The sequence below is a fragment of the Verrucomicrobiia bacterium genome (assembly GCA_035946615.1).
In the GTDB taxonomy this organism is placed as follows: domain Bacteria; phylum Verrucomicrobiota; class Verrucomicrobiia; order Limisphaerales; family UBA8199; genus DASYZB01.
In genome coordinates this window covers 1-14217 of sequence record DASYZB010000097.1, presented here as the reverse complement: position 1 = coordinate 14217, position 14217 = coordinate 1, and the positions used below count along the sequence as shown (strand labels likewise).

The window sequence follows — 14217 nt, the reverse complement described above, 5'->3', positions numbered from 1 at the left end:
TTCGGAATATAGTTGCAAAGCTGGCGGACAATGGTGAATTTTGACGCGGTTGGAGTTTTTTGTTTTTTCATTTGCCTGCCGTGTGGCAGGTTTTACCAAAATTTCCAACCATTTTTTTCAACTTCCTGTGGGATGGCAGTGGGTTTTTTCTGGTTTGATTTCGTATCCTGGTGCATAGTGCGGTTTCTATAGGTCAATGTGTTTGTCTGATAGTGATGCCGACTGCTGAACAGTTTTCTTGTCTGCTGGTGGACGATGACATCGGTTTTGCCTCGATGCTGGCAAAACTCGTCACCGAGGAAGGTGGAAGAGCAATGGTCTGTCACAGCCTTGAAGCGGCGCGGGCCCAGACTGCCCAGCGGTCGTTTGACGTTGTCCTCCTGGACAACTGTCTGCCCGATGGAACGGGGTACGATTTTTATGCTGAACTAGCCAGACGCGGTTCTGCCAGCGTCGTAGTGATGATCACCGGCGCACCCGAATTATCCCAGGCCGTGCAGTTAACGCGAAACGGGCTGTTCGATTATCTGACTAAACCCCTGGATGCGAGCGCGTTCTCCGCCCTGCTTCGTCGCGCCAAGCTCCGCCTCGCGCGTCCGGCGCTCCAATCCGATAGTGACACATTGCTTGGTGATTCGCCGAAGATGCGGGAACTTGTCGTCCAACTTCAGCAGGCGGCCCGGCATGCCAATGCCACGGTTTTGCTCATGGGCGAAACCGGCACTGGCAAGGACCTGGCCGCGCGTGTCCTGCATCAGCTCACTTTTGGCGCCGGGGCTTCGAGCGCGCCGTATGTGCCTTTGAACTGCGCGAATGTTCCGGCTGATATGTTCGAGGCAGAGCTTTTCGGCAGTGAAAAGGGGGCTTACACTGGGGCCGATCGGCGCCGCAGCGGTTTAGTTGAGACCGCCCAGGGCGGCACTCTTTTCCTGGATGAGGTGTCGGAAATTCCGCTTGGTCTCCAATCCAAATTACTGAGATTTCTTGAGGCTCACGAGTACCGCCCGCTGGGTGGGACGACTCTTTGCCAATTCAAGGGCCGGGTGGTAACCGCCACCAATCGCTCGCTGGCAGACGAAGTGCGCGCCGGCCGGTTTCGTGAGGACCTGATGTACCGGCTGGATGTCTTCAGGATTCGGATGCCGCCATTACGAGAACACCTTTCGGACCTGGAGGGGATAGCCAAGGCACTGTTGAGCCACCTCTGTGAGAAGTATCAGCGCCCACAACCTTCATTAAAAGCCCAAGACCTTCAGGCCCTGAGAGGGCATACCTTTCCAGGGAACATCCGTGAGTTGCGCAATCTGCTTGAGCGTTCGCTGTTGCGAACGGACCCAGCTATGCACGAGCTTTCGATGGACTTGGAGTGGCTCCGTGGGCCTGGGATAGCCGCGCCAGGGAGTGGCCGCGCCGCCGCATTCGTGAATTCAACACCAGCCCACCGTTCCCTCACCCCCTTGGAGCAACAGGAATATGAGCTGATAGCCCAAACCATGGCCAGCGAGAACGGAGGCATTCGCCGGGCCGCGGCCCGGCTGGGGCTGACCCACCAGGCATTGTTGCGCCGGCTTGAGAAATGGCCCGAGTTGCGGCAAGCGGCAAGCTCTTCGCAATGACATTTCGGCTCAAGCTCCTTTTGGCGATGATGGTCCTTGTGGTGGGGGTTACGGCTACAACCCTGCTCATTACAGAGAACCTGGTCAGCCTTTCTTACGAACACCATTTTCAGCAATCGTTTCGATTTCAGGTGGATTCCTTTCTGCAACAGCGCGAAGCCCGTTTGGAACCGATAAAGGAGCGGGTATCTGCCGCCGCTGCGAGCACCCGCGTATTCGCTGCCATGGAAAATGCCGGCCAGGGCCAGCCGGACCAGGGGGATATAGATGACCTTTACCAGAATGGCCTGGATCAACTTTCAGACGTAATGGCCGCTATGCCCGGCCCCCACACGAATGGGACGAGGGGTTTCTATTTTTTTCTCAACAGCAAGGCTGGTCTCCTGTACCCGGGCGCCCAGGTCAAACTGCCATTCTCTCTAGAGGGGTTAAGGCGCATTGCTCAGCAGGTGGAAGCTGTCGGGGCGTTGGCAGGCAACGGAAGTCAGGCGCAAGTAGGCTACCTGGCGCCCGAGAACGATCTCGGCAAGAAAGCTATTCGTGAGATGGTGTTCACTCCTATAGTGGACCAGGTAGAGCGCCAAAAATTGGGTGTTTTAGGGGTGGGTTTCCCGCTTCCTGGCGCGGGCCACAACAACCCAATTTTGAGTGCTATCTGGCTGGATGATCGGTTGTACTCCTCGTCTATTCCGAGCAACGTTTTGGACCGTGTGGAGCGAGCGGTCGGCGCAGAACTTCGCACGGGAACCGGTCCGCAGCGCGAATTCACAATCCGCGTGGGAGATGCCCCGCATCAAGTTTATTGCCAGGCGCTCAGCACCGGAGCCGGTTTCCCGCCAGCTTACCAGGTCTGTCTGTATTCGCTGGCTGACGCGGCCGCTGAGAAGCAACGTTTTACCCGCAAGATTCTCATCTCCGGCATCATTGCGTCTCTTTGCGCCCTGATGCTGAGCTGGCTCATTTCCCGAAGTTTGGCAGTGCCCATCAGGGAACTGGTGACGGGGACCACCGAAATCGAGGGTGGCAATTATGCGGCTAAGGTGCGGGTGCGCGGTCATGATGAACTCGGGAGACTGGGGCACGCGTTCAATGCCATGGCCGAGCGCATTCGGGTCTCGCATACGGCATTGGAGGAGCGTATCGCGGAGCGAACCCATGAATTAGAGGAGCGCAAACGCGCCGAAGCGGCCTTGCGCAGCAGTGAGGCGAGTCTGCGTGAGGCCCAACGCATTGCCCGTCTGGGCAATTGGGAGTGGAATGTTCCGTCCAATGAATTGCACTGGTCGGCAGAGGTTTACTCGATTTTCGGCCTAACTGCGCAGGAGTTCGACCCCACGTATGAAGCTTTCCTGGAGCGGGTCCATCCGGCAGACCGGGAAAAGGTTGACCTAGCCGTACGCCGTTCCCTTAAGGCTGGGGAACAGTACAGCATTGAGCATCGGATAATCCTTCCCAATGGCGAGGCTCGAATCGTGCGGGAGCAGGCCGAAGTTTTCCACGATGTGACCGGCAGCGCCACACGGATGGTGGGAACGGTGCAGGACGTGACGGAGCAGAAGCGAATTGAGGCGGAGTTTCTTCGCGCACAGCGCATGGACGGCATCGGCGCCATTGCAGGAGGCATGGCACACGACCTCAATAATGCGCTTTCGCCAATTCTGATGGGCATTCAGCTCATTCGCAACAAGGTCTCGGAACCCGATATTTGCCAAATGCTTTCTGTGATGGAAACCAACACCCATCGCAGCGCGGACATGGTCCGCCAGGTGCTGACCTTCGCCCGAGGCCGCGACGGTGAGCGCGAGATTTTGGAAGTTGGCCGGCTCATCGGAGAGATGGAGAACATCCTGCGGCAAACAATGCCTAAGGCCATTACGGTTCAAGCTTTGGTTCCTTCCGATCTGTGGCCCGTTCTGGGCAATGCCACCCAACTGCACCAGGCTCTTCTGAACCTTTGCGTCAATGCAAGAGACGCGATGCCAAAGGGCGGCCAACTCACTCTGGCGGCGGATAACGTCAAACTCGGCCCTGAGGACACGACGGAGATTCCGGGCTCGCGTCCTGGGCCATTTGTGATGTTGTTGGTCTCCGACACCGGCACAGGCATCCCTTCCGAGTCATTGCCTAAAATCTTCGATGCTTTTTTTACGACGAAGGCCCCAGGTAAAGGGACTGGCCTTGGACTATCGACGATCGCGCGGATCGTGCGCAATCATGAGGGCTTTATCAGCGTAAAAAGCGAGGTCGGCACAGGCACGACTTTCGAGATTTATCTGCCGCGCGCCGAACCAGTGGCCGCCAGCCGAGAGGCCACGCTGCCGGAATCATCCACCATGAAATCCGGTCACGGGGAATTGATCGTTTTCATTGACGACGACCGATCGGTGCGCGAAATGGTGGCTCCTACCCTTACAGAACAAGGCTATCGAGTTCTAACCGCCGCCAACGGCGCGGAGGGTCTCGCCTTACTGGCGCGACGTGAGCGGGAAGTTCGCCTGGTCCTGACCGACGTTGCGATGCCGGTGATGGATGGTCTGGAGCTGGTGGAGAAACTGCACTCCCGACTGCCAGACCTACCGGTGGTCCTTATGAGCGGTACCTTTGATAGCAGCAAGGACCGACTGCCGGCTGGGGCTGCCAGGTTTCTCACAAAACCATTCCGCCTCGAGCAACTTTTGAATGTCGTCGCGGATTCGTTGCGCGCCAATCGCGTCGAACATGATAACGCTTCATCCCCGGCGGGTTCTGAGCCGTCCACTTTCGCGTGAGACATTGCTAATTCGAGTCCGTCCTTTCTTCCGCGGTGCCCCAGCGAGTGATCTGGGCCGGCCAGCCAATCCGGTCCGCTAATGGACCGCCGGCCATGTTTTGGTCCGAAACCGGTTCGCTTCCAAACCTGCGCTGTTTCCAAAGGGCAATATTTCCGCCGCAAATGCCGGGTACAAGAGCTGGCATTGTGGTTGCTTGCAAGCCTCATAACGCAAACGGCATGCCGAGCAGGTATGGGCAAAAACGGCGAGTTGCAAGCGACGACCGCGCTCGCGCAAGCGGAGGACACTTAAATGGAAACAGAGCATTTGAGCCAAGAAAGCAGCAGCACCAGGAGTCTGAATTTTGAAGATATAGTGGAGCGGTACTATCGGTCTCTTTACCGGTTCGCATTTAGTCTCACTCGTTCAGAAGCCGACGCTTGCGATTTGACGCAGCACACCTTTTATAAATGGGCGGCTAAAGGTCAGCAGTTGCGGGATATATCCAAGGTCAGGGCTTGGCTCTACACGACCTTGCACCGAGCCTTCTTGCAGGCAAAGCGCAAAGAAACCCGCTTCCCCCAGTGCGAACTGGATGAGATTGATCCCGAATTGGCATGGATTTCAGTTCAGGAAGCCAGCCATTCAGACGCTGCCAGTGTGCTGGGCGCTATGGCGAAAATCGATGAAACCTTTCGCGCACCATTGGCGCTCTTCTATTTGGAAGATTGTCCGCATAAGGAGATAGCCCGGATTTTGAATATTCCACTGGGAACGGTCAAATCCAGAGTTGCTCGTGGCATTGCCAAGCTGCAGAAAATCCTGGTGCCTATGACGGCTGCAGGCAGCCGGTAGGTGCGGGTGCGGGCGCCGCTGCTTTTTGGGGAACCAATTCCTCACTGGGGCTTCTTACTCTTTGGCGAACCTGGAACTGGCCTCCAAAAAAGGAAAAACAAAGTTATGAACGACGCAAAACAAACAAAAGAGTCATTACCTAATAGGTTCCCGATGCGGGACAAGAAGAACACCCACAAGCCTGGCAGCGCTTTGCGAGGCTCCTTTAGCCGGCGTTCCTTTTTGCAAAAGGGACTGGTTGCCGGCGCTGGCGCAGCAGCGGTGGGTCTTTTGCCCAACAAGGCCCAAGCGAGGGGCGGGCTCACACCGGGAGACGCGGCCATCCTGCGATTCCTGGCTGCGGCAGAAATCCTGGAGACTGATGCATGGCAACAATATAACGAGTTGGGCGGCGTCCAGGACAGCGAAGTTCCGGGCGGAAGCGGAAATGCGGCTTACACGGCTGCGCTGCAAGTTCTGGATTCTGACATGCCCCAGTACGTTCACGACAATACGGAGGACGAATTCACCCATTTCGAGTTCATCAATGCCTACCTCGCTGCACATGGAATGAAACCGGCCGATCTGGACCCGTTTCGCACGTTGCCGAGCAGCACGGCGACGGGCGCGCAGCAAATCGGCCGGCTAACCAACCTCATGCAATTGAGCGTGGACACCAGTTGGTGGACTCGCTACCGAAGCAGCACCAAGAACCCAGACTTCGGCGATGCCTTTCCTCAGGCTGTTCCGGGGCTGATGGCAGGCGAGTTTCCCGCCATTCCAAGGTCCGACGCGGATTTAAGCGATGCAATCCACCTCCAGGCGATTGCCAATACGGCGGGCTTTCACTTCGCCATGATCGAACAGGGTGGCACCAGCCTTTACCCGTCACTTGCGCAACGAGTCACCCATACTGAGGTGCTGCGCATTCTGTTGAGCATTGGCCCCACTGAGGCCATGCATTTCCAGACCTGGCATGATAAAGCGGGCAACGCTCCGCCGCTGACCGACCCCACTAACGGGCTGGTTTTCCCTGATTTGAATTCACCTCCATTCGGAGGCGAGGAGTTCTCGACAAACCTAATCATGCCTGAGCCGACCATATTCCTGGACCGGAAGTTCCCAATCTGCTCGATTGTGCGCCCAACCGAAACCAAAGGGGCTGCGATGGGCGTAGTCAAGTTTCTGACGGACACCGGGCTGTTCCGTGGACAATCGGCTGAGTTTTTTGCAGTGCTCATCCAGCTAGCCAAAGCAGCAGATGCCGCAAGGCTCAACGAGAACAAAGAGGATTGAAGCCGACAGAACGCTGTTAGCAGGGCGGGAGCTGCTCTGATTGGGCCTCCCGCCCAGGAGATTGTGGCCCCTAGTGTTGCTAATCGCCATTTCTTGACACGGCCAGCCGCCTCTGCGCAGCATCCCGCCATGAGCCGCCGGGCCAAAAACCGATTCTCCATTCACCCGCGGAAGGCCAGATTGTCAGGGGGATTTTAACGTGAGAGGCGTCATTGGCTTCGAGGCCAGCCAAATTTGGGGAACCAAAAGCGTTTTTGAGCATCTCAGATGAAAGGGGTTGAGCAGGCGCCCATCCCCTCAATACAGCGATGTATCTTATGAAACCAAAGCAGCCGATGCGAAGTCCGTTTCTGTTGGGGTTATTTCTGGTCATTCAAGCGGCCTGTAATCCCGCAAACCTCCAAGCCGCCGTCGCCAACGTCAGCGTGGTGGATTTCGCGTTTTCCCCGACGAGCGTAACGATCAACGTCAACGATCAGGTGAAATGGAACTTCAGCTCGGCCAACCAGGCGCCCCACACCAGCACAAGCGATACGGGGTTATGGGACTCCGGCATCGAGGGGGCGGGGGCGAGTTTCACCCACACGTTCACTTCGGGCGGCAGTTTTCCATACCATTGCACAGTCCACCCCTTTATGACGGCATCGGTTACCGTCCAGGCGGTGGCGACCAATGTGCCGCCGACTGTCTCGATCACCGCGCCGGCGAATAATACGACGTTCGCAGCCCCCTGGACCGGCGCCATCCAAGCCACTGCTTCGGATTCGGATGATACCGTCAGCAGAGTCGCCTTTTACGACGGAACATCGCTGCTGGGAACCGTGGCTAATCCACCAACCAACTTGAGCTTTGGGGTGACCAATATGCCCGCCGGAGACCACAATCTGAAGGCTGTCGCCACCGATAGCAGGGGAGCGACAAACACCTCGACGGTTGTCACTATTCACGTGCTCACACCCGGACCCATCACGCTCAGTTCACCGGCCCGCCTCTCCTCGACCACTTTTCAATTCAGTTATACGGCCACGCCCGGGCTGAGCTATATGATCCGGCGCTCGGCGGAGTTGCCCCTCTTTAGCTCCATTGCGACCAATACCCCATCAAGCAGTCCCGTGCAGTTTATCGATAACAATGCCACCGGTGCGTTGAGTTTTTATTCTATAACCCTGGCGCCGAACCCTTGAGAGTTCTGAAACCAGCGCGCCTTCGCAGAGCGTTACGGCTCGCTATTGCTGGCCTGTTGCTCGCCTTTTTACAAGACGGCTGGGGGCAATCTGTGGCCGGCACCGCAACAAAAGAACCGGCACTCCGCACTTTTACAAGCCAGGGAATTATCAAGGCAGTTGAGGAAGATGGCCGCATGCTGGTCATCGCTCACGAGGCAATCGCAGGCTATATGGGTGCTATGACGATGCCGTTTAAGGTCAAGAACCCGGATGAATTGGCCGGCCTCGGGCCGGGCGATCTGGTCTCCTTCAGGCTTTCTGTGACCGAGACCAAGAGCTGGATTGATCGAATCGCGAAAGTAAGCACCGCCTCCGGCCAATCCGCAGCCAATCAACGGCCGGAGACCACGCGCCCTGCTCCGCCCCGGTCCCGCCATCCGCTGCTGAGCTATGCCTTCACCAATGAACTCGGCCAACCTGTCCGGCTCGGCGATTTCCACGGACAAGCCCTCGGCATCACTTTCTTTTTTACCCGCTGTCCTATCCCCGATTTTTGCCCGCGTCTGTCCAAAAACTTCGCCGAAGCATGCGCGAAGTTAGAGAGCCTCCCGAATGCACCCACGAATTGGCATTTTCTTTCAATTACCTTTGATCCGGAATTCGATACCCCGCCGGTGCTCAAGGCCTACGGTCAGACCTACCATTATGACCCGCAGCATTGGAACTTTCTGACCGGGCCGGTCGATAAGATTCGTGAGTTGGCGAGCTTATCGAACGTGACGTTCGAGAAGGACAACGGTTTGTTTAATCACAATTTCCGCACACTAATCATCGACGCCGAGGGACATCTGCAAATGGTATTCCCGATGGGAGGCAACCTGACTGGAGACATCGTCAGCGAGATGCTCAAGGCGGCGAGGGTGACAAACCGGCCTTCATGAACGCGGGGCGCCTCATCGCGGCGGGGATGCTGCTGGCTTTGGGCGGCGCAGCCACGCTGGTCCTGAACTCGTGCTCGACCACCCCGCTGGCGCTCCAGAGCGCGCCCGAAATTCCTGGAGCGACGTTTGTGGGCGACGGCGTTTGCGCAGAGTGCCACACCAACATCGCCCGGGTATTTCCCACCAGCGCCCACGCCCGAATTCGGCTTGAAGACCCGCGCGCCATCGGCCAGACCGGGTGCGAGTCCTGCCACGGCCCGGGGAGCTTGCATGTCGCAACCGGGGGTGGCCGAGGCAAATTCATTGTCAACCCGGGCAACAATCCGGCTGCCTGTTTCGAGTGCCACCGCTCGACGGAAGCAGAGTTTCATCTGCCCCAACATCACCCGCTGCTCGAAGGTCATGTAAGTTGCTCCCAATGCCATGACCCCCATGGGCTGGACATCCTCAAACCCGCAGGGGGCCTGGCGATGGCGCGCCTGAACGAAACCTGCGCCCCTTGCCACCGGGAACAAACGCGCCCGTTTGTCTTCGAGCACCCGGCTCTGCGGGAAGGCTGCACGGTGTGCCACGAGCCGCATGGGTCGATTAACCCTAAGTTGCTCGTGCAACGGGATGTCAACCTCTGCCTGAGGTGCCACGCCCAGGCGCAAGGACCCGGAGTTGCTCCCGGCCATGTTTTCATTGGCAACATCGACCATACCTCATTTATCCGGATGGGCACTTGCTGGGCCTCGGGCTGCCACACAGCGGTGCATGGATCAAACGTCGATATCCGCTTGAGATATTAATGAGCATGGGCTTCATCAGATGGGGCGTCCTGCTGGCCCCCGCGGCGCTGGCCTGTTTGCCGGGCGCATCGCTCGCTGCCACCGAGATGGACCCCAGCAAGTTGCCTCCCCCGGCCTCTAAGACGGTCGATTTCACGCGCGATATCCAGCCGCTCCTTCAAGCCCACTGCCTCAAGTGCCATTCAGACGAAAAACCCAAGAGCAGTTTCCGCCTGACTTCCCGCCAGAACGCCCTCAAAGGGGGTGAACATCGCATTGACCTCATTCCAGGCAAAAGCGGCAAAAGTCCGCTCGTTTATTACGTGGCCCGCCTGGTGCCCGATATGGAGATGCCGCCCGATGGCCGCGGCACACCGCTGACTTCCAACCAGGTCGCCCTGGTGCGGGCGTGGATCGATCAGGGTTTGGCATGGGGGCCTATCACAAATGCCCCGCCCATCGAGGTGGCGTTAACACCGGTTGTGGGCGGAACGGCCGTGCGCGGCGATGCCAGGAAATTTCGTGAGCTGTACTGGCAGCACGAGAGCTGGAACCGCGGTCTGGAAGATTTCCATATGGAGGAAAAGCCCGGACCGAACTCAAAAATAACCAGCGCCGGGCATATCTTACGCGATGATTACAAACTAACGCTGTCAGCGGAGAAGAACGACCTGGGCTTCGCCAACTTTGGCTGGGAACAATTCCGGAAATATTACGACAACCTGGGCGGCTATTCCCCTTTGTTCTCGCCGCCGGCATTCGAGTTGAATCGTGATTTGCAATTGGATGTGGGGCGGGCCTGGACGGAGTTTGGCCTCACCCTGCCGGGCTTGCCGAGGGTCGTGCTGGGTTACGAGTATGACTACCGCGACGGGACCGATGCCACTTTGCAATGGGGTCCGGTGAGCAACGGGGTGGACGCGCGCAATATTTATCCCGGGTTCAAGCAACTCTCGGAGCAGGTGCACGTATTAAAACTGGATGCGGATTACGAAGCAGGCGGCGTGCTCATCAGCGACAGTTTCCGCGGTGAATGGTACAAGCTGAATTCAGAAGAGTTGAATGATAGCGGGTTCACGAATTCCCCGGGAAACCCCGCCATGGCCCTTACCAGCGCCAATGAAAGACAAACCTATTTCGAAGGGGCGAATACGCTTCACTTGGAAAAGCAGTTTACCAAATGGCTCTTTGGCGCCGGTGGGTATCTCTACAGCAAACTCAATGCAGATGGCTCGATGGATGTCCAAAACGACAACGCCGCCTTGCTCAATAATCCCGGGGGCGCTTTCTCGGGTTTTCCTGGCTGGCAAATCCAGCCCATCGAACTCGAACGCGAGTCGCACGTGTTCAGTTTAAGCAGCCTCTTAGGCCCTTGCGAGGGCCTGAGCATTACGCTGGCGGTTCAGAATGAATGGACCCGGCAAAATGGCCTGGATACCGGCACGAGCACTTTAGCCTCCGCCCTGCTGGGAACAAATATCCTCGCCTTGGGTTACGAAACCAACTTGGCTAACCTGGACCAGAGAACCTTCAGCCAGGAGCTTGGGATTCGATTTACTAAAATCCCGTTTACGACTTTGTTCGCCGAAGCGCGCTTTCAAGAGAATGACTTGGGCCGTTATGAGAGCACCGATGGCGGCCTTACTCCGTTTCTTCTCTATGCTGATGAGGCAAACCACCAGGAGGACCTGCGGGCGGGTTTTAACACCTCACCCTGGCGCCGGCTCTCCTTGAGCGGCCAGGTGCAGCGCTATGATGATAACACCGTTTACAACAACATCGAACAAAGGGTCATCTTGAATGAAGGCTATCCTGGGTTCATTCGCCGGCGCGACTTGATTTCCAACAAAGCGGAAGGGAAACTGGGTTACCAGGCCGCCACATGGCTCAAAACCACGCTGTCCTACCAGTACCTTGCGAACGATTACCACACTTATACCGCGCCGGTAGCGCTCGGGCTCTTTCCTCCCGTCTCAGGCGTTTCTCCCGGCGGGGCGGTGGCGCCGGCCACATACGATGCGCACATCGCCAGCTTCAATGCCACCCTGACGCCCTGGCGCCGGCTCTTCCTCTCGACAACCTTTAGTTATCAAAACGCCCGCACCGTTACGGGGGTGATAGGCAGCCCATCGGTCGTGCCTTATGCGGGCAATATTTATCAGGCGATTGTCAGCGGGAATTATGCGCTGAACGAGAGCACGGACTTAATCCTGACCTATAGCTTCGCTTTTGCGGATTTTACCCAGGCGCCGGACAGCCTCCCGCTCGGGATTAAGTACCATCAGCATACGCTGGAGGCGGGTATCCAGCACCGGCTCGCCAAGAACACCACCGTGGGTTTGCAATACCAGTTCTATCATTATGACGAGCCCAGCAGCGGCGGCGTGGATAATTTCAATGCCCAGGGTCTGTTTGCCACCCTGGCTTGCCGCCTGCCATGAAACTCCTCCGCCTCATCCTTGCGGCCTCGAGGCATTGCTTTTAACCTCATGGCATGTCGAACACTCTGCCAGACCAGCCTCCGCCACCACCCAAGCCTCGTTACACCTGGCCGTGGTTCGTCCTGGCAGCGGTTCTGCTCGGGTTCATCCTTGCCATCCTGTGGTTGAGTAAGGAAGTCGAGCGAACACGCCGCCTTCGACAATGGAACCAACCTCCCGCGGCCGGAACGAATGGAAAAGGATGACAGACTTCAAAGATCGAAACGCCCAATTGCCGACCGCCGCTTTCCCGCTCGCGCCGCTGAGCGCTCGACCCGGTTGGACGGATGAGGCGAACCGCGCCGGTTTCAGCCCTTGACGATTGAAACGCTTCCATCGCGGCTCACATGCCCCACGAATGGCGGCGACACCGTTGCGCAAAGTTTCCTCATCGCTGGCAGTGCGTTGACGAGAATCCGACCGATTTCCACACCGCTCAAATCGCCTCGCGCCGTCAGCACGAAGGCGCGGACTTTGGCCGTCATTAGCGCGTCCGTCTCGACTGCGCAGTAACGGAGACGCTTGTCTTTGGTGAGCACGACCCAGCCGCGCTTGCCTGCGTTGGCGAGCCACGCTCGGTCTTGTGCATCCTGTGGGAAATGATCGTCATGAATCTCGACTTGCGCGCCAGCGGCGCGGAGGGCGGCCAAGAGAGCGGTCAATGAAAAAGACCAGTGGCTCAGGCGGCGAGGGCAAGTTCAACCCGGACTGCTTCTTCGACGTGTCCGCGTTCGCAGTCATAATCCTGGGCCAGTTCGTCAATGGATTCGCCCGCTTTGTAACGTTCCGCGACGCTGCTCGTCGCAATGCCTCTCCGCGCTATCGCGGGGCGACCGAAGGAAACATAAGGGTCAATGACGATGATCCTCGGCTCATCAGCCTCACGCTTGCGGGTGAACGGATAGAGGCGGACGGCCAGCCCCCCCGCGTCGTGCTCCACGCGGCGCAAGTGAGCGGCGAGCATTTCCTTCATGGCCAACTGGCCCGCTTGCGAAACCGCGATCAGCTTCTCGAAGCAGGACAGGAACAAATCCACGCCATCGGTTTGAAACCTGTGGTCCGCCAGGGGATGCGGGACGCGAAAATGACGGTTCACATAGTCGAGCGCGGCGCGAACCTTGAGCAACGGAATATCATGCTCGCGGCGAATGGCGTCCAGGATGTGCGCCTCCACCAAGTTGACGAACGAAAGCGAAGCCAGGTTCGAGTCGGGGAGTTCGATTAACGGCTTGAAAAAGCGCCGGCCACGTCCGGTCGGGTAATAGCGGCCACGCACCCACGAGCGCAACGTCGCCACGGGGATGCGCAGATAATGCGCCGCCTCGCCGATGCTGTAGGCGGGCATTTCACGCGGGTCGTTGGGCTTCATTTGGCTCATGTGCGGTTTGAACGGCGCTCTGTTTTTCTATCGTGTTTGCAGGAACAATACGTGCTGCGCTGGTTGCGGGAAAGATTTATTCCATTCCGAACCCTTCCGGGACAGCCGAATGAAAACGATACATGAAGAAGCTTGACCGGGATCGCACGGTTGCCAAGTGGACAGAGAATCACGGCCTTGCGATTCAGTACGTCACGGAACCAGGCAATGTGCGGGGCTATCACCCAGACTTTTTGCTCGAACGAATCAGCGGAGGCAAAGAACTTCACGAAATCAAAGGTGGTCACTACCTCAACAACTCAGACACGATCCGCAAACATGAGGCGGCAAAGAATTGGTGCAGGAAACGTGGGATGAGTTTTCTGGTGGTGACGAAACAGGCGTGAGTTTCTGGTAATCCGCCTCCATCCCACATGAAAAATGTGGCCGTGCGCGGGAATCCTAAGGCCAGGTCCCCGGAGTCTGGCCATGAGTCAATTTAGGAGCGCGGCCGGATGAGGCGAGCAAAAAATTGACGCGGCGACCGGCGACACCGGCGACCCACAATCGAGCTTCCGATTCTCGCGCGCGACCCCGCGCGATTGCGCACAGAACCGGACGGATGGACCCGGCCCAATTCTGGCAGACCCATAGCCGGCGGCAACTTAGAGCAAATCAGCGAACTCCGGGAATGGCTTCGTTGTGTTTTGCCAAACTATGAAGATATCCTTGAATGGCGTCCCGAATGTTGACTACGGCTTCGTCGCGGGTTTTCCCTTGAGAAATGCAACCCGGCAACACGGGGCATTCGGCCACAAAAATACCATCTTCATCGGGTTCGATCAGAACACGCCCGGATCCTTAGTGAACTGGTGCTGCGGGCGCGGCGAGGGGGAGCAGGATCAAACGATGTTCTGATTCCATGGGTAGGGATCAGGAGCGCTACTGAATGGGGCAGTACCAAGTAGGCCGTAGGCCGGATTGGGTCTTTTGGGGGTGTTTCGCCG

14 protein-coding genes are annotated in these 14217 nt (G+C 57.6%); 10 read left to right on the top strand and 4 right to left on the bottom strand.

What is annotated here, in order from left to right:
• The first annotated feature begins 215 nt into the window (after positions 1 to 215).
• Together VG146_13890 and VG146_13885 are read left to right on the top strand one after the other, a co-directional pair.
• On the top strand, positions 216 to 1616 hold the full coding sequence (locus tag VG146_13890) for a sigma-54 dependent transcriptional regulator (protein ID HEV2393438.1): 1401 nt from the start codon (positions 216 to 218) through the stop codon (positions 1614 to 1616).
• Positions 1613 to 4384 (top strand): PAS domain-containing protein, encoded by a 2772-nt coding sequence (locus VG146_13885; protein ID HEV2393437.1) that lies wholly within the window; start codon positions 1613 to 1615, stop codon positions 4382 to 4384. Before VG146_13890 ends, VG146_13885 begins: the two co-directional genes overlap by 4 nt.
• A 7-nt stretch (positions 4385 to 4391) precedes the next feature.
• Here VG146_13885 and VG146_13880 read toward each other — a convergent pair whose 3' ends face one another.
• Positions 4392 to 4571, bottom strand: coding sequence for a hypothetical protein (locus VG146_13880; protein ID HEV2393436.1), 180 nt, complete (start codon positions 4569 to 4571; stop codon positions 4392 to 4394).
• 107 nt (positions 4572 to 4678) lie between these two features.
• Between VG146_13880 and VG146_13875 the strand changes: the two genes are divergently transcribed.
• The 7 genes from VG146_13875 (at position 4679) to VG146_13845 (ending at position 12059) form a co-directional block, all read left to right on the top strand.
• On the top strand, positions 4679 to 5221 hold the full coding sequence (locus tag VG146_13875; GenBank protein HEV2393435.1) for an RNA polymerase sigma factor: 543 nt from the start codon (positions 4679 to 4681) through the stop codon (positions 5219 to 5221).
• Positions 5222 to 5326: 105 nt separating this feature from the next.
• Positions 5327 to 6496 carry a twin-arginine translocation signal domain-containing protein gene (locus VG146_13870; GenBank protein HEV2393434.1) on the top strand — a complete coding sequence of 390 codons (1170 nt, stop codon included), beginning with the start codon at positions 5327 to 5329 and terminating at the stop codon, positions 6494 to 6496.
• A gap of 317 nt (positions 6497 to 6813) precedes the next feature.
• Positions 6814 to 7680, top strand: a complete 867-nt coding sequence (locus VG146_13865; GenBank protein ID HEV2393433.1) for an Ig-like domain-containing protein — start codon at positions 6814 to 6816, stop codon at positions 7678 to 7680.
• A 56-nt stretch (positions 7681 to 7736) separates the two neighbouring features.
• Positions 7737 to 8603, top strand: coding sequence for an SCO family protein (locus VG146_13860; GenBank protein ID HEV2393432.1), 867 nt, complete (start codon positions 7737 to 7739; stop codon positions 8601 to 8603).
• Entirely contained in the window at positions 8600 to 9394 is a 795-nt protein-coding gene (locus VG146_13855) for a cytochrome c3 family protein (protein HEV2393431.1), read from the top strand. Before VG146_13860 ends, VG146_13855 begins: the two co-directional genes overlap by 4 nt.
• A 5-nt stretch (positions 9395 to 9399) precedes the next feature.
• Positions 9400 to 11814, top strand: coding sequence for a c-type cytochrome domain-containing protein (locus VG146_13850; protein ID HEV2393430.1), 2415 nt, complete (start codon positions 9400 to 9402; stop codon positions 11812 to 11814).
• Between the two features lie 53 nt (positions 11815 to 11867).
• Positions 11868 to 12059, top strand: a complete 192-nt coding sequence (locus VG146_13845) for a hypothetical protein (protein HEV2393429.1) — start codon at positions 11868 to 11870, stop codon at positions 12057 to 12059.
• Positions 12060 to 12161: 102 nt separating this feature from the next.
• Here VG146_13845 and VG146_13840 read toward each other — a convergent pair whose 3' ends face one another.
• Positions 12162 to 12515, bottom strand: coding sequence for a hypothetical protein (locus tag VG146_13840; protein ID HEV2393428.1), 354 nt, complete (start codon positions 12513 to 12515; stop codon positions 12162 to 12164).
• 17 nt (positions 12516 to 12532) lie between these two features.
• A complete protein-coding gene (locus tag VG146_13835) occupies positions 12533 to 13231 on the bottom strand; it encodes a DUF433 domain-containing protein (protein HEV2393427.1) in 699 nt (232 codons plus the stop codon).
• 122 nt (positions 13232 to 13353) lie between these two features.
• Between VG146_13835 and VG146_13830 the strand changes: the two genes are divergently transcribed.
• Positions 13354 to 13617: a TnsA endonuclease N-terminal domain-containing protein gene (locus VG146_13830; GenBank protein ID HEV2393426.1), complete on the top strand. Its 264-nt coding sequence runs from the start codon at positions 13354 to 13356 to the stop codon at positions 13615 to 13617.
• Between the two features lie 268 nt (positions 13618 to 13885).
• Here the strand turns inward: VG146_13830 and VG146_13825 are convergent, their stop codons facing one another.
• Complete coding sequence (locus tag VG146_13825) at positions 13886 to 14056, bottom strand: type II toxin-antitoxin system HicB family antitoxin (GenBank protein ID HEV2393425.1); 171 nt, start codon at positions 14054 to 14056, stop codon at positions 13886 to 13888.
• Between the last annotated feature and the right edge of the window lie 161 nt (positions 14057 to 14217).